Origin of the sequence: Corynebacterium riegelii (genome assembly GCF_001263755.1) — a bacterium.
In the GTDB taxonomy this organism is placed as follows: domain Bacteria; phylum Actinomycetota; class Actinomycetes; order Mycobacteriales; family Mycobacteriaceae; genus Corynebacterium; species Corynebacterium riegelii.
Genome location: NZ_CP012342.1, coordinates 601,970 through 622,143 on the forward strand (window position 1 = coordinate 601,970; position 20,174 = coordinate 622,143).

Sequence of the window (20,174 nt, forward strand, 5' to 3'; positions counted from 1 at the left end):
ATGGATCGCGATGCCGTAATTTCCGCCGCGGAGAGTGTGCTCACGCGGCGCTACGGGGGTGCCCAAAAGCTCACCGACGTCACTGCGTTGTCTGGTTCCGGCGTTGCCGGTGTGTACCGCGCGAAGGTGGCTACCAACCCGTTCCTACAACACAGGACGGTAGTGGTGAAGCACTCCCCGGAGACGGGAAATCTGTTTGATGATGCTGCGTTTCTGCGTGAGGTCGTGGCCTATCAATTCACAACCTCGCTAAGCAGTGACGTGCGCCCTGGCCCAGTGATGTTGGGCTATGACTTGGACGCCCGGATGATCATTCTTTCGGACGCTGGCGATGCTGACACGCTGGCGACCATGTTGGAACGCGCTGACGACATCCAGCACGTGCAGATTCTGCGCAATTTGGGCACGGCCCTTGGCAAGATGCACACCGGCACGGCAGATAAGGAAGCGCAGTACAACGCGTTGTTTGCAAGGATGACGCGTTCCCGCACCGGTGCGGAGAAGATCCAGCAGTTGCGTGATCGGCTGCTGTCTCACCGCATCCGTTTGGGCCTGGCCATTCTTGAGCAGGCCGGCTTCGAGGTGCCAAATGAGGTGAAGGTGACTGCCTCAAACCTGCAGTCACGTCTGCTTCGCGGTGGTGTGCGCGCGTTTACGCCGTTTGATTTGAGCCCGGACAACGTGATGTACACGGATTCAGGGACGCAGTTTCTGGACTATGAGTGGGCCGGTTTCCGTGACGCTACCTTCGATGTTGCGTTTGTGGTCGCCGGGTTCCCGTTGTATCTGTCTCCGCGTGCGTACCACGAGGATGCGGTCAGTGCGTTTATTGAGGCCTGGCTGCGTGAAGTCCGTGGCACCTGGCCGCTGCTCAACCACGAGGACACCCTCCAGGCGCGTATCACCGCAGGCATGATCGGGTGGGCGCTGTCTAGCTTGACGGTGCTCAACCCAGTGGCGCTTGCGGAGGTGGTGGCTACGGATGAAGAGCTGGCTGCCGAGTTTGCGGCCGCAGGCGTGGACGTGAACGAGGAGGTTGCGGAGTCCGTGCTTGGATTCGCGGATGCTGGCATCTCCAGTGGCGACATGTTGCGTCCTGCAAGCGAAGGCCCGTTCAGTCACGAGGAACTCATTGTCCGTGAGGATCTGCACGAGACGTTCAACGCTCTTGCTGCTTACGCCGGTACTGGCCGTGACACTGCTTACCTGGTCATTTCCCAGTTTGCCAGCGATGTTGCGCAGCGACTGAAGTAGTAACTGAAGTAGGTTGCACTATGGCACAGGAGGGTTTGTTCGGGGATGGTGAGGTCGGCGGGGCGTCGATAAGCAATAGGGGCTCCAGCTTCTTTGAAGTTGGACCGCACGCGCCGCTGGCTGCGCGCATGCGTCCGCGCACGATCGATGAGATCGCCGGCCAGCGTCACCTGTTGGGGGAGGGCAAACCGCTGCGCCGCCTGATCGAGGGCTCTGGCGCAGCCAGTGTGATCCTCTACGGGCCGCCGGGGACGGGGAAAACCACGATTGCCTCGCTGATTGCGGCGACGATGGGGCAGAACTTCATTGGGCTGTCCGCGCTGACATCGGGGGTTAAGGAAGTGCGCGCCGTGATTGATACCGCGCGGCGCGACCTTGCCCGTGGTGAAAAGACGGTGCTGTTTATCGATGAGGTGCACCGCTTTTCCAAAACCCAGCAGGATGCGCTGCTGGCGGCGGTGGAAAACCGTACGGTGCTTCTGGTTGCGGCGACGACGGAAAACCCATCGTTTAGCGTGGTTGCCCCGCTGCTGTCGCGTTCGTTGCTGCTGAAGCTTGAGCCGCTGAGCGATGAGGATATCCGCGGGGTGCTCACCCGTGCGGTGGCTGATGAGCGGGGGCTTGCCAAGAGCATTTCGCTTGACGACGCAGCGTTGAACCAACTCACCCTCCTCGCCTCTGGCGACGCACGTCGTGCCTTGACGTATCTTGAGGCCGCCGCCGAGGCGGTGCCCGAGGGTGGGGAAGTGACGGAAGAGGTGATCCGCAACAACGTCAACCGTGCCGTGGTGCGCTATGACCGCGATGGGGATCAGCACTACGACATCACCAGCGCCTTCATTAAGTCGATTCGCGGCTCGGACGTGGATGCTGCGCTGCATTATTTGGCACGCATGATTGAGGCGGGTGAGGATCCGCGTTTTATTGCGCGTCGGTTGGTCATTCACGCCTCGGAAGACATTGGCATGGCTGATCCCACCGCGCTGCAGACTGCAACGGCCGCAGCCCAGGCCGTGCAGTTCATCGGCATGCCGGAGGCGCGTCTGACCTTGGCACAGGCCACGATCCATTTGGCTACGGCGCCGAAATCGAACTCGGTCATCGAGGCGATCTCTGCGGCGCAAGCCGATGTGCGCGCGGGCAAGGTGGGGCCGGTGCCGCCGCACTTGCGTGACGGTCACTACGAGGGTGCGAAAGCCCTTGGACACGCGGTGGGCTACAAGTACCCCCACGATGATCCGCGTGGTGTGGTCGAGCAGCAGTACATCCCGGAGGGGTTGGAAGATGCGGTGTACTACCAGCCGACAAATCACGGTGCGGAGAAACGGATCAGTGAATACCTTGGGCGGCTGCGCAGGATGGTGCGGGGTCGCGGGTAGAGTATTTCCGGACGTAATTTTGCTATGAGATTTTCTCGTTGAAAGGACAGGCACGTCGTGCAGACTCATGAGATTCGCGAGCGGTTTACCAACCACTTCGTGAGGAGCGGACACACTGAGGTGCCCAGCGCCTCGCTGATTCTTGATGATCCGACGTTGCTCTTTGTCAACGCCGGCATGGTGCCATTCAAGCCGTACTTCCTGGGCCAGCAGACGCCGCCGTTTGAAAACGGCACTGCTACCTCGATTCAGAAGTGCGTGCGCACCCTTGACATTGAAGAAGTGGGTATTACTACCCGCCACAACACGTTCTTCCAGATGGCGGGCAACTTCTCCTTCGGCCAGTACTTCAAGGAAGGTGCGATCAAGCACGCGTGGTCGCTGCTGACTGGTGCTGTGGAAGACGGTGGCCTGGGTCTTGACCCGGAGCGTCTGTGGGTAACCGTGTTTACTGAGGACGATGAGGCGGCGCAGATTTGGCAGAACGTTATCGGCGTGCCGTCGGAACGCATCCAGCGCATGGGCATGGAGGACAACTTCTGGTCCATGGGTGTGCCCGGCCCGTGTGGACCGTGCTCTGAGATCTACTACGACCGTGGCCCGGAGTACGGCAACGAGGGCGGCCCGATTGCGGACGATAACCGTTACATGGAGATCTGGAACCTCGTGTTCATGGAATCCATCCGCGGCGCTGGCGACAAGAAGGGCGGCTTTGAGATTCTCGGCGAGCTGCCGAACAAGAACATCGATACCGGCCTGGGCATTGAGCGTGTGGCCTGCATCCTGCAGGGCGTGGACAACGTCTACGAGACTGACCTGCTGCGCCCTGTGATTGACGTGGCCGAGCAGCTCAGCGGTACGAAGTATGACGCTGGAACCCCAGCTGATGACGTTCGCTTCCGCGTGATTGCAGACCACTCGCGTACATCCATGATGATCATCCTGGATGGCGTTACCCCGTCTAATGAGGGTCGTGGTTATATCCTGCGCCGTCTGCTGCGTCGCATCATCCGCTCCGCGCGCCTGCTGGGCGCAACCGGCCCGGTGATGCAGCCGTTGATGGAGACGATCATGGATACGATGACGCCGTCGTACCCGGAGATTGCTGATAACCGCGACCGTATTCTGCGCGTGGCCATGGCTGAGGAGCGCGCGTTTTCTAAGACGCTGGAGTCTGGTACCCACCGCTTTGATGAGACCGCGGCAGCGCTGAAGTCCGCGGGCGGCACCCAGATTTCTGGCGAGCAGGCGTTTGAGCTGCACGACACCTACGGTTTCCCGATTGACTTGACGCTTGAGATGGCTCGTGAAGCTGGCCTGGACGTGGATATGGACGCGTTCCACGCCTCGATGGAGGAGCAGCGCGCTCGCGCCAAGGCCGACAACAAGGCCAAGAAGATGGGCAACCGCGATGACTCGCTCTACCGCGAGTGGGTTGATGCCAACCCGACTCAGTTTGTTGGCTTTGATGAGCTCACCCACAGCGCGAATGTGATCGGTCTTGTCCGTGACGGCGAAAAGGTTGGCGAGGTCACCGCAGGCGATGAGGTTGAGGTGATCCTGGATGTCACCCCGATGTACGCCGAGGCCGGCGGCCAGATGGCTGACCGCGGCCGCATCGTTGTGGGCGATACCGTACTCAACGTCAATGACGTGCAAAAGATTGGCAAGAAGCTCTGGGTGCACAAGGCGACGGTGCAAAATGGCGGCCTTGACCTTGGCCAGACGGTCACTGCTGAGGTGGATGAGGCGTGGCGCCACGGTGCCCGCCAGGCACACACCGCAACGCACCTGATCCACGCAGCACTTCGTGAGGTGCTTGGTCCAACCGCAGTCCAGGCTGGTTCTTTGAATAAGCCGGGCTACCTGCGCTTTGACTTCAACTACACCGAGCAGCTGACGGATGCGCAGCTGGAAGAGATTGCCACCATTACCAACCAGGCGGTGGATGCGGACTTTGCCGTTAACACTATTGAGACCAGCCTGGAAGAAGCCAAGGCCATGGGCGCGATGGCATTGTTCGGCGAGAACTACGGCGACCAGGTGCGCGTGGTGGAGATCGGTGGCCCGTTCTCTATCGAGTTGTGCGGTGGTACTCACGTCAGCCACTCCTCCCAGATTGGCCCGGTTGCAGTGCTGGGTGAGTCCTCGGTTGGCTCTGGCGCGCGTCGTATTGAGGCCTACTCCGGTCTGGAATCCTTCCGTTACTTCTCCAAGGAAGCAGCGTTGGCGTCTGGCCTGGCTGCGGAATTGAAGACCCCAACTGATCAGTTGCCGGAGCGCATTGCTCAGCTGACTGAGCGTTTGCGCGCGGCTGAGAAGGAAGTAGAAAACCTCCACCGCCAGCAGCTGCTGTCCAACACTGGTGCCATTGTTGCTGGTGCTCAGGAGCTGGCTAACGGCCGCAAGCTGGCAGCCGTGCACTTGCCGGAGGGGATTAACACCGGTGACCTGCGAACGATGGCTAGTGACATCCGCGGCAAGTTCGGCGCTGCCGACGCTGTGGTGGTGCTTGCCTCGAAGGCGGGCGGGAAGGCGGCATTCGCAATCGCCGCTACTGAGGCGGCCGTGGACGCGGGCATCAAGGCTGGTGAGCTGGTCGCAGCATTTGGTTCCCACGTGGGCGGAAAGGGCGGCGGTAAGCCAGACCTGGCCCAGGGTTCTGGCAACAACCCAGAGGGCATCGATGCTGGTTTGGCAGCGTTGCGCGAGCAGTTGGATGCTTAAGATAACGAATTGATTACGTGACACGCCGAGCGCTGGGTGCGCTTCGGCGTGTTTTCGCATTAGCGTCGGTAATGCACCAGCAATGCTTGGAAGGCACTGGTAAAAACACCAGTAAAAACACCAGTAAAAACACTGCCAACAAGCACTGCTGAATAGCGCTATGTAAAGACAGTTGAAGGATCAATGCGATGAAGGTAGAGCCAGACACACCTGGTGTGGATGACCCGGGCCCCGGCCGCCGTTTAGGCGTGGATGTGGGCACGGTGCGCATCGGAGTGGCTGTCTCTGACCGTGACGCGCGTATGGCAACGCCTCTAGAAACTGTTTCCCGCGTCACTGGTTTCAAGGACCGTGATGGTGAAGATATTGACCGTCTTGTTCAGCTGGCCAGTGAGTATGAAGCAGTAGAGGTGGTAGTTGGGCTGCCGCGTGACTTGCAAGGCAACGGCAGTAACAGCGTCAAACATGCCAAGGAGATCGCGTTTCGCATCCGCCGGCGCACAGGTTTGCCAGTGCGGATGGCGGATGAGCGGCTCACTACCGTCGTCGCTGCGTCTGCAATGCGTGCCGCTGGCACTTCTGAGAAGCAGGGGCGCAAGTTTATTGACCAAGCGGCGGCTGTGGAGATCCTCCAATCTTGGTTAGATGGGCGCAACAACAATCTGAAGGAGAACGAATCGTGACCACCCGACGAAGCGCACAGCGCAAGACGCGCAGCATCGCCGTGCTTATCGCCTCGATCCTGCTCATTATCGGGCTGATCGCCGTGATCGCTGTGTCACGAGGTAGCGGTTCCAGGGACTTTACCGGGGAGGGTAATGGCGTGGAAGAGATCGTGCAGATCCCTGAAGGCTCGACTATCTCTGCTCTTGGTCCTGAGTTGGAGGAGCGCGGCATTGTTGCTTCTAATAGCGCGTTCCAGGCCGCGGCGGCGAACAACCCTGACGCGGACAACATCCACCCAGGTTTCTACCGCTTGCAGGGTGAGATGAGCGCTAAGGCTGCGGTTGCGGCGCTTGTGAATGACGCCAATAAGATCACCCCGCTGAAGGTTTACGGCGGTGCAACGCTGATGGACATCAACGTGCTTGGTGGGCAGACCCGCTTCGGTATTTTGTCCATGATTCAGGACGTCACCTGTGGTGGCACGAATATGAGCGGCTGCGTGGATATTGAGCAGCTGAACAAGGTTGCGGCGAACGCGGATCCTGCAGCTCTTGGTGTGCCGGAGTGGGCGCGTGAGCAGGTTACGCAGCGCGCAGGTGATGCAAAGCGCCTCGAGGGCCTTATTGCTCCGGGCGAGTACATCATTGATCCGGGTGCAAGTGCAGAAGATATTCTGACTGACCTGATTACCCGCTCTGCAGCACAGTATGAGGCAACGGGAATCACCGAACGCGCAGCAGCAGTCGGTATGTCGCCGTATGAGTTGCTGATTGCGGCCTCCCTGGTGGAGCGCGAAGCCCCAGCTGGTGAGTTTGACAAGGTTGCCCGCGTGATTTTGAACCGCCTGGATGCGCCGATGCGCCTTGAGTTTGATTCCACTGTGAACTACGGGCTGCCGTCTGTAGAGGTGGCGACCACGGATGAGGACCGTGGGCGTGTGACCCCGTGGAATACCTACGCCAAGGACGGCTTGCCGGAGACGCCGATCGCGTCGCCGTCGATCGAGGCTATTGAGGCAATGGAGAACCCGGCCGAGGGCAACTGGCTGTTCTTTGTCACCGTGGATAAGGACGGCACCACGGTGTTCAACGACACGTTTGAGCAGCACATGGCCGATACGGTTCGCGCAATTGAAAGCGGCGTGCTGGATTCCCAGCGCTAGGCAGGCACGATGAATATGTTGCGCGCAGCCGTACTGGGTTTTCCCATTCAGCACTCGCTTTCACCGGTCCTGCACACGGCGGGTTTTAAAGCCACCGGCTTAGACAACTGGGAATACACCCGTTTTGATTGCAAGGCAGAGGATTTGCCACGCATTGTGGGTGGGGCAGACGAGTCCTTCCGCGGTTTCTCGGTGACCATGCCCGCGAAGTTCGCAGCGCTTGAGTTTGCTGATGAAGTGACTGATCGTGCGCGCGAGATCGGCTCGGCGAACACGCTTGTACGTATTGGCGACAAGTCTTGGCGTGCGGATAACACGGACAGCGAAGGTCTGCTGATCGCCTTGGAAGAGCTGATGCGTGGCGCGCCGATTCGCACTGCTGTGGTGGTGGGGGCAGGTGGTACGGCTCGCCCTGCTGTGTGGGCGTTGCGCCAGCTCGGTGCGAAGCAGGTGACTATCTTGAACCGCTCTGACCGCGCAGATGAGTTTGCTGGGTTGACTGAGGGGATGGACGCTGCGTTTGTTCCTTTTGAGGGTACTGATATTGCACAGATCACTATGGCTGCGGATGTGGTGGTCTCCACGGTGCCGTCGGCAGGCATCGAGCCCTATGTTCCGGCACTTGCGCATGCGCCGGTGCTGGATGTGATCTATGACCCTTGGCCGACACCGCTTGCGGTGTGCGCCGCTTCCAACGGGTATCACGCTGTTGGCGGGCTATCCATGCTGGCCGGGCAGTCTTACTCCCAGTTTGAGCAGTTCACTGGGGTTGAGGCCCCGCGTGAAAAGATGCGCGAGGCCCTGTTCGCACACGTTCAGCGCTGATAGAATCCCCGGCATGGGGTTCGGGGTATTTGTTGTATGGTCGCTGGGGCTTCTGCTTATCGACGCATGGCGTAACACCCTTCCCAACATCCTCACCCTTCCAGCCGCAGTGCTGGCACTCGGCGCGTGCTTGGTGCACCCGCAGTGGGCGTGGGGGTTGTTGTGGGGGTTGGCCTATCTGGCGTTTGGGCGTGGCATCGGCGGGGGTGACATCAAGCTTGCGGTTCCACTTGGGGTGGTGGTGGCCGCGATGGGCGGCATCGGCGGGGTTATCGCGGCTATTGCGCTATCGTCCCTGCTCACCATAGGTATATCGTTGGTTTTGAGGCGTAAAACGGTAGCGCATGGACCGTCGATGATTATTTCAACGTGGTGTCTTGTAGCAGTCTGTGCGTTTTCTTAGCGCATGTGTGAGACAATGCTGCAATGCTTCGTTGGACTACCGCTGGGGAATCCCATGGACAGGCGCTGGTAGCGCTTATTGAAAACTTGCCGGCTGGGGTGCCGGTGACCAAGGACGAGATTGGCCACCAGCTAGCTCGCCGCCGCCTCGGCTACGGCCGTGGTGCGCGTATGAAGTTTGAGGCTGATGAGCTCACCTTGCTCACTGGTGTTGTGCATGGGCGCACGATTGGCAGCCCGATTGCCATCCAGATTGGCAACACTGAATGGCCGAAGTGGACCACCATCATGAGCGCGGAGCCGGTGGATGAATCGGATCCGGAGGTTGCCAAGGCACTGGCTTCTGGCCGCGGTGCGAAACTGACGCGCCCCCGCCCGGGGCACGCTGACTTTGCTGGCATGGTGAAGTACGGCTTTGATTCTGCGCGCCCGGTCCTAGAGCGTTCTTCAGCGCGTGAGACTGCAGCGCGCGTTGCCGCTGGTGCTGTCGCGCGTAGCTTCCTGCGTGAAACGCTGGGGGTGGAGGTGTTCTCCCACGTGGTCTCCATCGGTGAGTCCGCGCCGTATGAGGGGGAGTCTCCGGCGTTTGCAGACATTGATGCCATTGACGCTTCTCCGGTGCGTGCCTTTGGCAAGGACGCGGAGGCTGACATGGTGGCGTGCATTGAGGCGGCGAAGAAGGCTGGCGACACTCTCGGTGGCATTGTTGAGGTGATTGTGGATGGTCTGCCGATTGGGCTTGGCTCCCACATCTCCGGTGAGCACCGTTTGGATGCTCAGCTTGCTGGCGCGCTGATGGGCATCCAGAGTGTCAAGGGCGTGGAGATTGGTGACGGCTTTGAGGAAGCTCGCCGTCGCGGCTCCGCAGCGCACGATGAAATGGTGCGTGAAAACGGACAGTTGCGTCGTCTCTCCAACCGTGCCGGTGGCCTGGAAGGCGGCATGACCAACGGCGAGCAGCTGCGCGTCCGCGCAGCTATGAAGCCGATTTCTACGGTGCCGCGTGCGCTTAAGACGGTGGATATGTCGACTGGTGGTGCCGCAACGGGTATCCACCAGCGCTCTGACGTGTGCGCAGTGCCAGCCGGTGGCGTCGTCGCCGAGGCCATGGTTGCTCTGGTGCTCGCCCGCGCTGTTACCGAAAAGTTTGGGGGAGACAGCTTGGACGAGGTCAAGCGCAATATCAACTCCTACAAGGAGTACGTGTCTACGCGCCTTGCATTCGCCGACTCCGAAGAGGGAGAGAACTAGATGTCTGAAGCCACGATCGCGGCTCCGGAGCCGCCGCATGTTGTGAATTCTTCCCCGCGCGTTGTCCTGGTTGGTCCGCCCGGTGCAGGAAAATCCACAATTGGTCGTAGGTTGGGCAGTGCCCTGAACCTGCCAGTAGTGGATTCAGACACGTTGATTGAGCAGGGCGAAGGCAAGTCCTGCGGCGAAATCTTCAGCGAACTGGGTGAAGAGCGTTTCCGCGAGGTTGAAGCAGACTACGTAGCACGTGCGTTGGCTACGGGCGGCGTGGTCAGCCTTGGCGGTGGAGCAGTGCTGACTGAATCCACCCGCGCCCTCTTGCAGAACCACACGGTGGTGTGGATCGATGTCACTGCAGAGGAGGGCATCCGCCGTACCGCAGAAGACACATCGCGGCCCGTACTGCAGGCAGATGACCCGCACGAGCACTACCGCAACCTGCTAGTTACGCGTGAACCGTTCTACCGTGAAGTAGCGGATCACCGCGTACGGACGGATTCGCGGCCGCCGCAGCGGGTGGTGGCTGAAGTCTTGAGTTTTATCGATACTGAATAGGCACAACAAGCACACAATAGGTTGGGGTTAACGCGATGCCAATGATCCAGGTGACGGGACAAAGCCCGTACAACATCCACATCGGCTATGACATCACCGGCGAGGTTGCCGGAAGAGTAAAAGACATTGGCGCGCGCAAAGTGGCCATTATTCACCAGCAGCCGCTGAGCGCGGTCGCCCGCGGTGTAGCCCACGACATTGAGGCGCTTGGCATCCAGGCCGTCTTAGCCCCTGTGCCCGATGCTGAAGATGCAAAGACGCTCACCGTCGCCGGTGAGCTGTGGGACATGCTTGGAGCCCGTGGCTTTTCGCGCCAGGATGCAGTTATCGGTCTTGGCGGTGGAGCGGTAACCGACCTGGCTGGGTTTGTGGCCTCCGCGTGGATGCGTGGCATCAAGGTCATCCAGGTGCCCACCACGCTGCTTGCCATGGTGGATGCGGCGGTTGGCGGCAAGACCGGCATCAACACAGAGGCAGGAAAGAACCTCGTCGGTGCATTCCATGAGCCTGATTCCGTGTTCATTGACCTTGAGCGCATGCACACCTTGCCGGAAGAAGAGATCATCTCCGGCTCTGCTGAGCTGATCAAGACGGGGTTTATTGCGGACCCGAAGATTCTGGAGCTCTACCGCGACGGCGCCGACGCGCACTGGGAGGAACTGGTTACCCGTTCCGTGGCAGTCAAGGCCAATGTGGTGAGCCAGGATCTGAAGGAGTCAGGCCTGCGCGAAATCCTCAACTATGGCCACACGCTGGGGCATGCGGTTGAACTTCGGGAAGATTACACGTGGCGCCACGGCAACGCGGTAGCTGTGGGCATGATGTTTGCGGCAAAGCTCGCCCAGAATAGGGGATTGATTGATGAGGCCCTGTTTGCCCTCCACCACGAGATCCTATCCGCAGTTGGCTTGCCCACTACCTACGACGCTGATGCGTTTGATGAGCTGTACCAGGGAATGGGCCGTGACAAGAAGAACCGTGACGGCCGCATTCGCTTCGTAGTACTCAACGGCATGGGATCGTGCACCAGGCTTGAAGACGCCACGGTGGAGGAAATGCGCGCCGCCTACGAGGCAATTACCGCTACAGCCGTAGAGGTAGAGGTAGAGGAGGCATAAACCAATGGCAGACTCATTGAAGATTGTCGTACTCAATGGCCCTAACTTGAATCGACTGGGCAAGCGGCAGCCCGAGGTCTACGGAAGGGTGGGTCTCGTGGACGTCGAAAAGCAACTAAAAGCTCGTGCTGCCGAACTTGGGGCAGAGGTTGACTTTAAACAGACCAACCACGAAGGCGAGATGATTGAATGGGTCCATCAGGCGGCTGACGATCGGACGCCGGTGATTATCAACCCAGGAGGCTGGACGCACACGTCAGTGGCATTGCGCGACGCGCTGGCTGAGGTGGCTGACGGTGCAGGGTTCATCGAGGTGCATATCTCCAATGTCCACGCGCGTGAGGCGTTTCGGAACCACTCGTATCTTTCCCCGATTGCTATCGGTGTGATTGCAGGCCTCGGTGTGCACGGCTACACCCTGGCACTGGAACACTTGGTGGCACGGGCAAATAAGGAGGCATAACCATGGGAATGGCAGATACTCGTTTTGACACGCGTCGGCGGAAGCTGGCGTCTGAACTTGCGGCCAAGCGGGTGGATGACATGCTGGTCACCCACATCACGCACGTCCGCTACCTATCCGGGTTCACCGGCTCTAACGCTGCATTGTTGGTTTCCAAAGACCGCAGCGCGGCCATTGCTACGGACGGCCGATACACCACCCAGATTGCCAGCGAAGTGCCCGATATTGAGGCAACGATTACCCGTCAGCTGGCCAAGGAGCTATTGGCCCCGGTAGTGCCGGGCCACCGAGTGGGCTTTGAGGCTGATTACGTCAGCGTGGCGCAGCTGGAGCGCATGAAGGCTGCTTGTCCTGAGGGCGTTGAGTTGGTGCCGGTAAGCGGTGTGATTGAGCAGATCCGCTTGACCAAGGACAACTTGGAGCTGACCCGCCTAGCAGAGGCTGCGGAGCTTGCCACCCAGGCACTGGCCGAAATGGTGGAGGCCGGTGGGGTACGAGAAGGCCGCAGCGAGCGCGATATTGCTGCGGACTTGGAATTCCGCATGCGAATGCTCGGTGCTGAGCGCCCAAGCTTTGACACGATCGTGGCCTCGGGCCCGAATTCTGCGATGCCGCACCACTCCGCCGGTGACCGCGTGCTGGCCAAGGGTGACCTGGTCACCATTGACTTTGGTATGCACCGTTTGGGTTTTAACTCAGATATGACGCGCACCTTTGCCATTGGTGAGCCGAGTGCCACGCTGCGCGAGATCTATGAGGTCACGCTCGCCGCACAGCTTGCGGGTGTGAAGGCATCCACGCCGGGCACCGCGCTTGTTGATGTTGACGCTGCTTGCCGCGAGGTGATTACTGACGCTGGCTATGGCGACTATTTCGTGCACTCCACAGGCCACGGAGTGGGTCTAGATGTGCACGAGGCGCCGTCCGCCGCAAAGACCGGCGAAGGCGTGCTGCGCGAAGACATGACACTGACCATTGAGCCGGGCATCTACCTGCCGGGGGAGGGTGGTGTGCGTATTGAGGACACCTTGTTCATCACTTCCGGCGCGCCGCGCATCATCACTAGTTACCCCAAGGAATTGATAGTGCTGTAGCATTGCGGTGTTTGATCGCAATGTCCCAAGGAGGCAAAACCCGTGGCAACTACTGCCGATTTTAAGAATGGCCTTGTGCTGAAGGTAGACGGCAAGCTGCAGCAGATCGTCGAGTTCCAGCACGTTAAGCCGGGTAAGGGCCCTGCATTCGTGCGCACCAAGCTCAAGGACGTCGTCTCTGGCAAGACCGTGGACAAGACCTGGAACGCTGGCGTGAAGGTTGACACCGCAACGGTTGACCGTCGTGATATGACCTACCTGTACAACGATGGCACCAGCTTCGTTGTTATGGATGACAAGACCTACGAGCAGTACGAACTGCCGACGGACGCGTTCGGTGACGCTGGTCGTTTCCTGCTGGAGAACATGCGCGTACAGGTTTCCTTCCACGAGGGTGAGGCGCTGTTTGGTGAGCTGCCGATCTCCGTTGACCTGAAGATTGAGCACACCGATCCGGGCCTCCAGGGCGATCGCTCCACTGGCGGCACGAAGCCGGCCACCCTGGAGACGGGCGCTGAGATCCAGGTGCCGCTGTTCCTAGAGACCGGCAACGTGGTGAAGGTTGACACTCGCACGGGCGAGTACCTCTCCCGCGTGAACAACTAATGCCTGATCACAAGCGCCACGGCGCGCGCTATCGTGCGCGTCGCCGTGCAGTAGACATTCTGTTTGAGGCGGAAACCCGCGATATCGACCCGGTGGCGATTGTTGAGGACCGGGTTGAACTGGCACGGAATCCCAACAACGCTGTAGCGCCGGTTGCACAGTACACGCGCGACATCATCAGCGGTGCCGCTGAGCGTCTGGATGATCTTGATGATCAGATTGAGCGCTTCTTGGACCGTGACTGGGAGCTCTACCGTTTGCCGGCGGTCGATCGTCAGATTTTGCGCGTGGCTACGTGGGAGATTCTGTTTAACGACGAGGTTGATGCCGCTATCGCCATCGCTAACGCGTTGGAGATGGCCACGGAGTATTCCGGCAACCAGGCTCCGCCGTACATTCACGCGATGTTGGATGGCATTGTGCAGGCTAACTCCCCGGACGCACCGGGCGATGCGGTAGAAGAATCTGACCAAAGCTAAGGAGAAGCAGTGGCAAAGCTCACCGTTGAGGAAGCAAAATCGCATTTCGTTGGGCCCAACTTCCAGCTAGATGATGTTGATCCGGCGTCTACGCCCGGGCTCTCTGGCGCGGACGACGTGGCTGAGGTGTTCAACGACCGAGACGATGAGCTAGATGAGCTGCAGGAGAAGCTCTACGCAAACGGTCGCGCCGGCAATGAGCAAGCCGGATCGGTGCTTCTGGTGCTCCAAGGTATGGACACCGCCGGAAAAGGCGGCATTGTGCGCCACGTCATTGGCGCCACGATGGACATCCAAGGCGTGCATGTGAAGGCTTTTGGTCGCCCGACTGAAGAGGAAGCAGCACACGATTTCTTGTGGCGCTTTGAGCCGCACCTGCCCAAGCCCGGCCAGATTGCTGTGTTTGACCGCTCGCACTATGAAGACGTGTTGGTGCAGCGCGTCAAGCAGATGGCTCCGCCTGAGGAGATTGAGCGTCGCTACGGCGCGATTGTGGATTTTGAGGCGGAGCTCGCGGCCCGCGGCACGAAGATCATCAAGATCATGCCGCACATCTCGCGTGAGTTTCAGGCTGAGAACCTGCGTAAGCGAATTGAAAACCCCAAGAAGCACTGGAAATACAACCCGGGTGACATTGAAGACCGCAAGCTGTGGTCTCAGTTTATGGCGGCCTACCAGATCGCCATGACGCGTACGTCAACAGATGTTGCGCCGTGGTACTGCGTGCCGTCAGACAATAAGAAGTACTGCCGCGCAGTGGTCAAGACCTTGCTTGCTGATGCGCTGGATTCATTGGATCTTGAGTGGCCGAAGGCTGACTTTAACCCTGAGGTCGAGCTCAAGCGCCTCGCGGAGTCCTAGAGACCCCTAATCCCACCAGCTCCTGGGGCTTTCGTGATGCGTCCGAAGGAACCGGGAGCGTCACGTGTGTAGCCTTGCGGGCACACGATCTTTTCCATCACATTGCACGACTCAGACGGCGAGTCGTGGCGAGGGAAGTAGGGCGAATGCGCAAGGCGAAAACAATTGCAGGAGTATTGGCGGCAACGGCACTGACGGTGGCGGGATGTTCGGACAGCGCGCAGAACGCCGAAGGTGGCGGCGGGGCCGAGGACACCACGCAGAACACTACCGAGCTGAGTAGTGGCAATACTAGCGAAGCCCAAGACGCACCAGACCCCGATATTTGTGCCACAGAGGTGAGCATCAAGGCGCTCTTGGACCAGATGCCGGAAGAGCTCGTGGGCTTGCCCTATGACCCAGACTTCAGCACGCAGATGGACGAGGGTTGGAATAAGTACTACCGAAGTGGCACTGAGCAATTCTCCGTCGGGGTCTCGTACTACGACGAAGAGCTGGGGCAGGTTCCGTGCCCGGCTGACCCGAAGACGGGCGCGCAGGATGAACGCACGCTGCACGCTGAAAGCTACCAAGCACAGCAGGTGCGTGACGGGGAAGAGGTGCTGCCGTGGGATGAATTCGAGTTCACGGTGGGCGATCGCTACTTCGCGTGCGCCAAGCACCCGGAGGCAGACTTGCGTCAGTTCTTCTGCTCAACCAGTTTCGGCAATGCTTCGGCGACCACGTACATGTTCCGCTATTCCAAGGGGGACGCCCAGGATGTGGAGGACATGAAGGAAGCCATGACTTTGCTGACACCGCTGTTTGATCAGCAGCCGGTGGGGCCAGGATTGTCTGACCTGAAGTAAGGCGCTAAACAACCTGGGGCCCGGCTACTTAATCGGTAAAGAGCGGTGGGGATGCAGGGTTTTTGCCTGTGAGCGGGCACACTGGGTGAGTGAAAAAAATCTCTAAGCTGTACAAAGTGGCGGCAATGGTGGCCGCGGTCGGTTTGACGTTGGCGGGTTGCTCGTCCACGGGGGGCGCGCCGCGTGAGGGTGAGGCCGGTGGCGAGACCGCCGGTGGGGTAGACACCCCGCGTTATGTTGTGGCGATGGTTACCCATGGTGCGCCAGGTGACACGTATTGGGATCTTGTACGAAAGGGTGCGGAAGACGCGGCCAAGAAGGACAATATTGAGCTGCGTTATTCCTCTGATCCGCAGGCACCGAACCAGGCAAACTTGGTGCGCTCTGCTGTGGACGCAAATGTTGATGGCATTGCCGTTACGTTGCCTAACGCTGAGGCCATTGGGCCTGCAGCTCAGAACGCCGTTGACGCGGGCATTCCGGTTGTTGGCTTGAACGCTGGCATGAACGAATACACCAAGTACGGCTTGACTGGCTTCTTCGGCCAGGACGAGACTGTTGCTGGTACGGCTGCAGGTGAGCGTCTTCAAGAGGAAGGGAAATCCAAGGTGCTCTGCGTTATCCATGAGCAGGGCAACTCTTCCCAGGAGGCGCGCTGCAACGGTGTGAAAGAGGGCCTTGGTGGGGAGGTTGAACTGCTGTATGTCAATGGCCAAGACCTGACTTCGGTGCAGTCAACGATTAGCTCCAAGCTTTCGCAGGACAAGACCTTTGACACGGTGTTTGCCCTGCAGGCCCCTGTGGCGATGCGCGCAACGGAGGCGGTCAAGCAGTCCGGATCTGAGGCGCAGGTGGTCACGTTTGATACCAACGCTGAGCTGGTTGACGCTATTGCAGACGGCCGTGTGGCGTGGGCTGTGGACCAGCAGCCGTACCTGCAGGGCTACCTTGCGGTGGATTCGCTGTGGGTGGCTAAGCGCAACGGCGGCACCTTCGGCGGCGGCCAGCCGGTGTACACGGGTCCGAGCTTTGTGGACCAGGACAATGTGGAACAGATCGCTGAGGCTGCGAAGGCAGGTCTTCGATGATCACTGCCGTTCAAGATGAATCGAAAGAGTCAGGCGCTGATGATCGTCTCCGAAGCCACACCGGGTTAGCTAAGTTGATTCGCCGGCCGGAGCTGGCCAGCCTGCTTGGCTTCCTGGTCATTTTGAGCCTGTTCCTCGCCGTCGCTCCCGCGTTTCGCTCGTTTGATGCGATGGCGACCATTTTGTACGCCAGCTCCACGCTGGGCATTGTTGCCTTGGCCGTGGGTTTGCTCATGATTGGCGGCGCGTTTGATCTGTCATCCGGCGTTGCGGTGACCACGGCCGCGCTGGCTGCCTCGATGCTTAACTACAACCTGCATTTGAACTCCTGGGTGGGGGCGGGCTTAGCGCTGGTCATCGCGCTGTCGATCGGGGCGCTCAACGGCATCCTGGTCACTCGAACTGGCATTGACAGCTTCCTGATCACCCTGGCGGCGTTTTTGATGCTGCAGGGACTGAACCTGGCGGTGACCAAGCTGGTGACCGGCCAGGTGGCAACCCCGTCGATTGCAGATATGGAAGGCTTCGCCTCAGCCCGTACTGTTTTCGCAGGAAGCTTTTACATCGGCAGCGTGCGCATCAGCGTGACGGTTATCTGGTGGCTGCTCTTTGTGGCCATTGCGTCTTTCGTGCTCTTCCGCACGAAGTTTGGCAACTGGATTACCGCCGTGGGCGGCGATGAGGAGGCTGCGCGCGCTGTCGGTGTGCCTGTGCGCATGGTCAAGATTGTGCTGTTTATGACGGTCGGTTTTGCCGCCTGGTTCGTAGGCATGCACACGTTGTTTGCCTTTGACTCAATCCAAGCTGGCCAGGGTGTGGGCAATGAGTTCCTTTACATCATCGCTGCAGTGATAGGCGGCTGTGCGATGAAAGGCGGGCGCGGCACAGCGGTTGGCACGATGATCGGTGCGCTGATCTTCGGCATGACTAACCAGGGCATTGTCTACGCCGGCTGGAACCCGGACTGGTTTAAGTTCTTCCTTGGCGCGATGCTGCTGTTCGCGGTGCTGACCAACACGTCATTCGCAAAGATTACGAAGGGGCGCTAAGGCATGGCGATTATTGAACTGCGTGACATCACCAAGTCCTACGGCACGTTTGACGCGCTGCGTGGGGTGAACCTGCTGGTTGAAGAGGGCGAAGTCACCTGTGTGCTGGGCGACAATGGCGCAGGTAAGTCCACCTTGATCAAAATCCTTGCAGGTCTACACGCACCAACCAGTGGGCAGCTGCTTATCTGCGGCTCACCGGCCACGTTTTCTTCCCCCCGCGACGCCCTCGATGCTGGGATTGCCACCGTGTATCAAAACCTGGCGATTGTTGATGAGCTCAGCGTGTGGCGAAACTTCTTCCTTGGCCAGGAGCTAACTGGGCCGCTTGGGACGCTGAAGCAGAAGGAGATGCAGCGTATCTGCTCTGAGCAGTTGCTGGATATGGGCATTGACATCCCAGATGTCAACGTTGAGGCTGGCAACCTTTCTGGCGGCCAGCGCCAGGTTGTGGCAATTGCCAGGGCAGTTTACTTTGGCGCCCGTGTGGTGGTGCTGGATGAGCCAACCGCCGCTCTTGGTGTGAAGCAGTCAGGTGTGGTGCTGAAGTTCATCGCCTCTGCCCGCGACCGTGGCGTCGCCGTGGTGCTGGTGACCCATAACCCGCACCACGCCTACCTGGTGGGTGACCACTTCACCATCTTGAAGTTGGGGCGCCAGGAGCTTGACGCCCCGCGTGAAGCTATCACGATTGATGAGCTCACTCGTCAAATGTCTGGTGGGGAGGAGCTTGAGGCGCTTCGCCACGAGCTGCAGCTTCCATCTCGTTGAGTTCTTCAAAATTGGCGAGCATGATCTGATGGCCGGTGGTGACGGCGTCAACGCCGCGTCGGAAAGCATGCTCAAGCTGCGCATCAGTGAGCCCACCTGCAACACTGAGCTCATGCTCTGAGCGCACCACCAGGGTGTCAAAATGCGTCACCGCAACCTGGCGGGCGAGCACGTAGGACGCATTCGCCTGGTTCGCGGCCAAAAAGTAGTTGGCTTGAGCGCTCTGAGTGGGCTCATCTGTGGCAAAGTCACTGCGGATCACCAGCACGGTTTCCAACAGCACGAAAAACAGCGGCACACCGTTGACGTTGGCCTGAGCGGAGCGTCCAGTGATTGCCTCCTCCAGATCAATGCCAAGGTTTTCAGCAGTGGCAATAATTCGATCCAGTGTGACCTGGGTGGGGGTGTTAGTGGTGCTCATCGTGGGTATCCGTCCAATCAACAAGGGCGGGCAGGGACTGCTCGATCTGGGCAAACGTTTCCAGCGTCATCTGGATGGTGCTGATAACAAAGACCTCCAGCTGCTCATCAGTCAACCCTTCCGCAGCGTCAATTGTGCGGGTGGCTGAGGTGGCAAGCATGCCGTCGGCGGTTTCCAGCATGCGCAGTGTTGGGGCGAAACGCGCCTGGTTGAGGTTGTTGATGGTGAACAACAGCTGTGGGGCGAGATCCTGCGGGGCCATGCCACGCCAGATGGACTCAAACACCAGGCTGTCATCACTGAGAGCGAAGAAGATACTGCAGTTTTCAAAACCTGACAGGAGCTTGTCGTCTTCTACCTGGAAGTTGAGGTCGCGTCCGCGAAACACGTCCGCGACGGCCTCAAGCGTGACGGGGGTCGGGGAAGTCACAGCCCTTTTTCTCCTTGAATACTTGGTGTGCGGGGGTACAAATTCTCTCAGGCGATGGTAAACCACTGTCCTGAAAGGCGTGCGCGGTGCTACGCTTGGACGCGTCGTTGACACCACCTTTAAATTCCGCACTGTGAGGCGGGGAAGGAGGACCGATGAGCGACGAGAACCGTCAGACGGTTGAGCTGTTGACAGCTTCAGACGTCGGGCGCACGATCGCACGCATCGCGCACCAAATAATTGAGAAAACCGCGCTTGATGGCGAGGACGCACCAACAGTCATGCTGCTTGGTATTCCGTCCGGGGGAGTGCCACTTGCGCATCGTATTGCTGATGCCATCCAAGAATTCGCTGGCGTACACATTCCAGTTGGCAGCCTTGATGTCACGCTGTACCGCGATGACTTGAGGGATAAGCCGCACCGGGCGCTGAGGCCCACCAGCATTCCGGCCAACATTGATGGCACCACCGTCATCCTAGTGGATGACGTGCTGTATTCCGGCCGCACCATCCGCGCAGCGCTTGATTCGCTTCGAGATATTGGCCGGCCAAAGGCGATCCAGCTTGCGGTCTTGGTTGACCGTGGGCACCGTGAGCTGCCTATCCGCGCTGATTACGTGGGCAAGAACATCCCAACCGCTATGACGGAGGACGTGACTGTCACGCTCACGCCCATTGATGCCGTTGACGGCGTGACCCTGACCAGAGAGGGCTAAGGCTCAAGC

22 protein-coding genes are annotated in these 20,174 nt (G+C 59.5%); 20 read left to right on the plus strand and 2 right to left on the minus strand.

The genetic code is table 11. The features are described from left to right. The 19 genes from AK829_RS02895 (at position 1) to AK829_RS02985 (ending at position 18,598) form a co-directional block, all read left to right on the plus strand. The gene (locus AK829_RS02895; protein ID WP_052204084.1) at positions 1-1,254 is read left to right on the plus strand and encodes a protein kinase family protein; all 1,254 of its coding nucleotides are present in this window, start codon (positions 1-3) and stop codon (positions 1,252-1,254) included. A gap of 20 nt (positions 1,255-1,274) precedes the next feature. After that, entirely contained in the window at positions 1,275-2,633 is a 1,359-nt protein-coding gene (locus AK829_RS02900) for a replication-associated recombination protein A (protein ID WP_052204086.1), read from the plus strand. A 57-nt stretch (positions 2,634-2,690) separates the two neighbouring features. Next, positions 2,691-5,360 carry an alanine--tRNA ligase gene (gene alaS / locus AK829_RS02905; RefSeq protein WP_052204087.1) on the plus strand — a complete coding sequence of 890 codons (2,670 nt, stop codon included), beginning with the start codon at positions 2,691-2,693 and terminating at the stop codon, positions 5,358-5,360. Positions 5,361-5,548: 188 nt separating this feature from the next. After that, complete coding sequence (gene ruvX, locus AK829_RS02910) at positions 5,549-6,043, plus strand: Holliday junction resolvase RuvX (protein ID WP_052204089.1); 495 nt, start codon at positions 5,549-5,551, stop codon at positions 6,041-6,043. Then, on the plus strand, positions 6,040-7,188 hold the full coding sequence (gene mltG / locus AK829_RS02915; protein WP_052204091.1) for an endolytic transglycosylase MltG: 1,149 nt from the start codon (positions 6,040-6,042) through the stop codon (positions 7,186-7,188). Before ruvX ends, mltG begins: the two co-directional genes overlap by 4 nt. A gap of 15 nt (positions 7,189-7,203) precedes the next feature. Continuing rightward, positions 7,204-8,013: a shikimate dehydrogenase gene (locus AK829_RS02920; protein WP_052206349.1), complete on the plus strand. Its 810-nt coding sequence runs from the start codon at positions 7,204-7,206 to the stop codon at positions 8,011-8,013. Between the two features lie 13 nt (positions 8,014-8,026). Beyond that, on the plus strand, positions 8,027-8,416 hold the full coding sequence (locus AK829_RS02925; RefSeq protein WP_052204093.1) for an A24 family peptidase: 390 nt from the start codon (positions 8,027-8,029) through the stop codon (positions 8,414-8,416). Positions 8,417-8,439: 23 nt separating this feature from the next. Beyond that, complete coding sequence (gene aroC, locus AK829_RS02930) at positions 8,440-9,666, plus strand: chorismate synthase (protein WP_052204095.1); 1,227 nt, start codon at positions 8,440-8,442, stop codon at positions 9,664-9,666. Beyond that, positions 9,667-10,221 (plus strand): shikimate kinase, encoded by a 555-nt coding sequence (locus tag AK829_RS02935; RefSeq protein WP_052204098.1) that lies wholly within the window; start codon positions 9,667-9,669, stop codon positions 10,219-10,221. Between the two features lie 35 nt (positions 10,222-10,256). After that, positions 10,257-11,339 (plus strand): 3-dehydroquinate synthase, encoded by a 1,083-nt coding sequence (aroB, locus tag AK829_RS02940; protein WP_052204100.1) that lies wholly within the window; start codon positions 10,257-10,259, stop codon positions 11,337-11,339. Positions 11,340-11,355: 16 nt separating this feature from the next. Next, entirely contained in the window at positions 11,356-11,802 is a 447-nt protein-coding gene (gene aroQ / locus AK829_RS02945) for a type II 3-dehydroquinate dehydratase (RefSeq protein WP_052206350.1), read from the plus strand. A gap of 2 nt (positions 11,803-11,804) precedes the next feature. After that, a complete protein-coding gene (locus AK829_RS02950) occupies positions 11,805-12,896 on the plus strand; it encodes a M24 family metallopeptidase (RefSeq protein WP_052204102.1) in 1,092 nt (363 codons plus the stop codon). Positions 12,897-12,938: 42 nt separating this feature from the next. Next, positions 12,939-13,502 carry an elongation factor P gene (gene efp, locus AK829_RS02955; RefSeq protein WP_052204104.1) on the plus strand — a complete coding sequence of 188 codons (564 nt, stop codon included), beginning with the start codon at positions 12,939-12,941 and terminating at the stop codon, positions 13,500-13,502. After that, the gene (nusB, locus tag AK829_RS02960) at positions 13,502-13,981 is read left to right on the plus strand and encodes a transcription antitermination factor NusB (RefSeq protein ID WP_052204105.1); all 480 of its coding nucleotides are present in this window, start codon (positions 13,502-13,504) and stop codon (positions 13,979-13,981) included. Before efp ends, nusB begins: the two co-directional genes overlap by 1 nt. A gap of 9 nt (positions 13,982-13,990) precedes the next feature. Beyond that, on the plus strand, positions 13,991-14,842 hold the full coding sequence (locus tag AK829_RS02965; protein ID WP_052204107.1) for a PPK2 family polyphosphate kinase: 852 nt from the start codon (positions 13,991-13,993) through the stop codon (positions 14,840-14,842). Between the two features lie 146 nt (positions 14,843-14,988). Further along, a complete protein-coding gene (locus AK829_RS02970; protein ID WP_052204109.1) occupies positions 14,989-15,690 on the plus strand; it encodes a hypothetical protein in 702 nt (233 codons plus the stop codon). Positions 15,691-15,779: 89 nt separating this feature from the next. Next, on the plus strand, positions 15,780-16,778 hold the full coding sequence (locus tag AK829_RS02975) for a substrate-binding domain-containing protein (protein WP_052204113.1): 999 nt from the start codon (positions 15,780-15,782) through the stop codon (positions 16,776-16,778). Further along, positions 16,775-17,827, plus strand: coding sequence for an ABC transporter permease (locus AK829_RS02980; RefSeq protein WP_052204115.1), 1,053 nt, complete (start codon positions 16,775-16,777; stop codon positions 17,825-17,827). Before AK829_RS02975 ends, AK829_RS02980 begins: the two co-directional genes overlap by 4 nt. A gap of 3 nt (positions 17,828-17,830) precedes the next feature. After that, on the plus strand, positions 17,831-18,598 hold the full coding sequence (locus tag AK829_RS02985) for an ATP-binding cassette domain-containing protein (RefSeq protein WP_052204117.1): 768 nt from the start codon (positions 17,831-17,833) through the stop codon (positions 18,596-18,598). On the opposite strand, the gene AK829_RS02990 is transcribed toward AK829_RS02985, so the two are convergent. Further along, on the minus strand, positions 18,528-19,019 hold the full coding sequence (locus AK829_RS02990) for a YbjN domain-containing protein (protein ID WP_052204119.1): 492 nt from the start codon (positions 19,017-19,019) through the stop codon (positions 18,528-18,530). The genes AK829_RS02985 and AK829_RS02990 overlap by 71 nt on opposite strands. After that, positions 19,006-19,449 carry a YbjN domain-containing protein gene (locus AK829_RS02995; protein WP_052204121.1) on the minus strand — a complete coding sequence of 148 codons (444 nt, stop codon included), beginning with the start codon at positions 19,447-19,449 and terminating at the stop codon, positions 19,006-19,008. The genes AK829_RS02990 and AK829_RS02995 overlap by 14 nt, the downstream gene beginning before the upstream one ends. A 155-nt stretch (positions 19,450-19,604) precedes the next feature. Here AK829_RS02995 and pyrR point away from each other — a divergent pair, with 155 nt between their 5' ends. After that, positions 19,605-20,165: a bifunctional pyr operon transcriptional regulator/uracil phosphoribosyltransferase PyrR gene (pyrR, locus tag AK829_RS03000; protein WP_052204123.1), complete on the plus strand. Its 561-nt coding sequence runs from the start codon at positions 19,605-19,607 to the stop codon at positions 20,163-20,165. Positions 20,166-20,174 lie beyond the last annotated feature (9 nt).

Coding starts and splice junctions, on each gene's coding strand:
- AK829_RS02985 (WP_052204117.1), top strand. CDS start 17,831: ATGGCGATTATTGAACTGCGTGACATCACCAAGTCCTACGGCACGTTT.
- aroC (WP_052204095.1), top strand. CDS start 8,440: ATGCTTCGTTGGACTACCGCTGGGGAATCCCATGGACAGGCGCTGGTA.
- AK829_RS02970 (WP_052204109.1), top strand. CDS start 14,989: ATGCGCAAGGCGAAAACAATTGCAGGAGTATTGGCGGCAACGGCACTG.
- AK829_RS02990 (WP_052204119.1), bottom strand. CDS start 19,019: ATGAGCACCACTAACACCCCCACCCAGGTCACACTGGATCGAATTATT.
- AK829_RS02895 (WP_052204084.1), top strand. CDS start 1: ATGGATCGCGATGCCGTAATTTCCGCCGCGGAGAGTGTGCTCACGCGG.
- AK829_RS02920 (WP_052206349.1), top strand. CDS start 7,204: ATGTTGCGCGCAGCCGTACTGGGTTTTCCCATTCAGCACTCGCTTTCA.
- AK829_RS02980 (WP_052204115.1), top strand. CDS start 16,775: ATGATCACTGCCGTTCAAGATGAATCGAAAGAGTCAGGCGCTGATGAT.
- AK829_RS02935 (WP_052204098.1), top strand. CDS start 9,667: ATGTCTGAAGCCACGATCGCGGCTCCGGAGCCGCCGCATGTTGTGAAT.
- ruvX (WP_052204089.1), top strand. CDS start 5,549: ATGAAGGTAGAGCCAGACACACCTGGTGTGGATGACCCGGGCCCCGGC.
- AK829_RS02925 (WP_052204093.1), top strand. CDS start 8,027: ATGGGGTTCGGGGTATTTGTTGTATGGTCGCTGGGGCTTCTGCTTATC.
- nusB (WP_052204105.1), top strand. CDS start 13,502: ATGCCTGATCACAAGCGCCACGGCGCGCGCTATCGTGCGCGTCGCCGT.
- AK829_RS02900 (WP_052204086.1), top strand. CDS start 1,275: ATGGCACAGGAGGGTTTGTTCGGGGATGGTGAGGTCGGCGGGGCGTCG.
- pyrR (WP_052204123.1), top strand. CDS start 19,605: ATGAGCGACGAGAACCGTCAGACGGTTGAGCTGTTGACAGCTTCAGAC.
- AK829_RS02950 (WP_052204102.1), top strand. CDS start 11,805: ATGGGAATGGCAGATACTCGTTTTGACACGCGTCGGCGGAAGCTGGCG.
- aroB (WP_052204100.1), top strand. CDS start 10,257: ATGCCAATGATCCAGGTGACGGGACAAAGCCCGTACAACATCCACATC.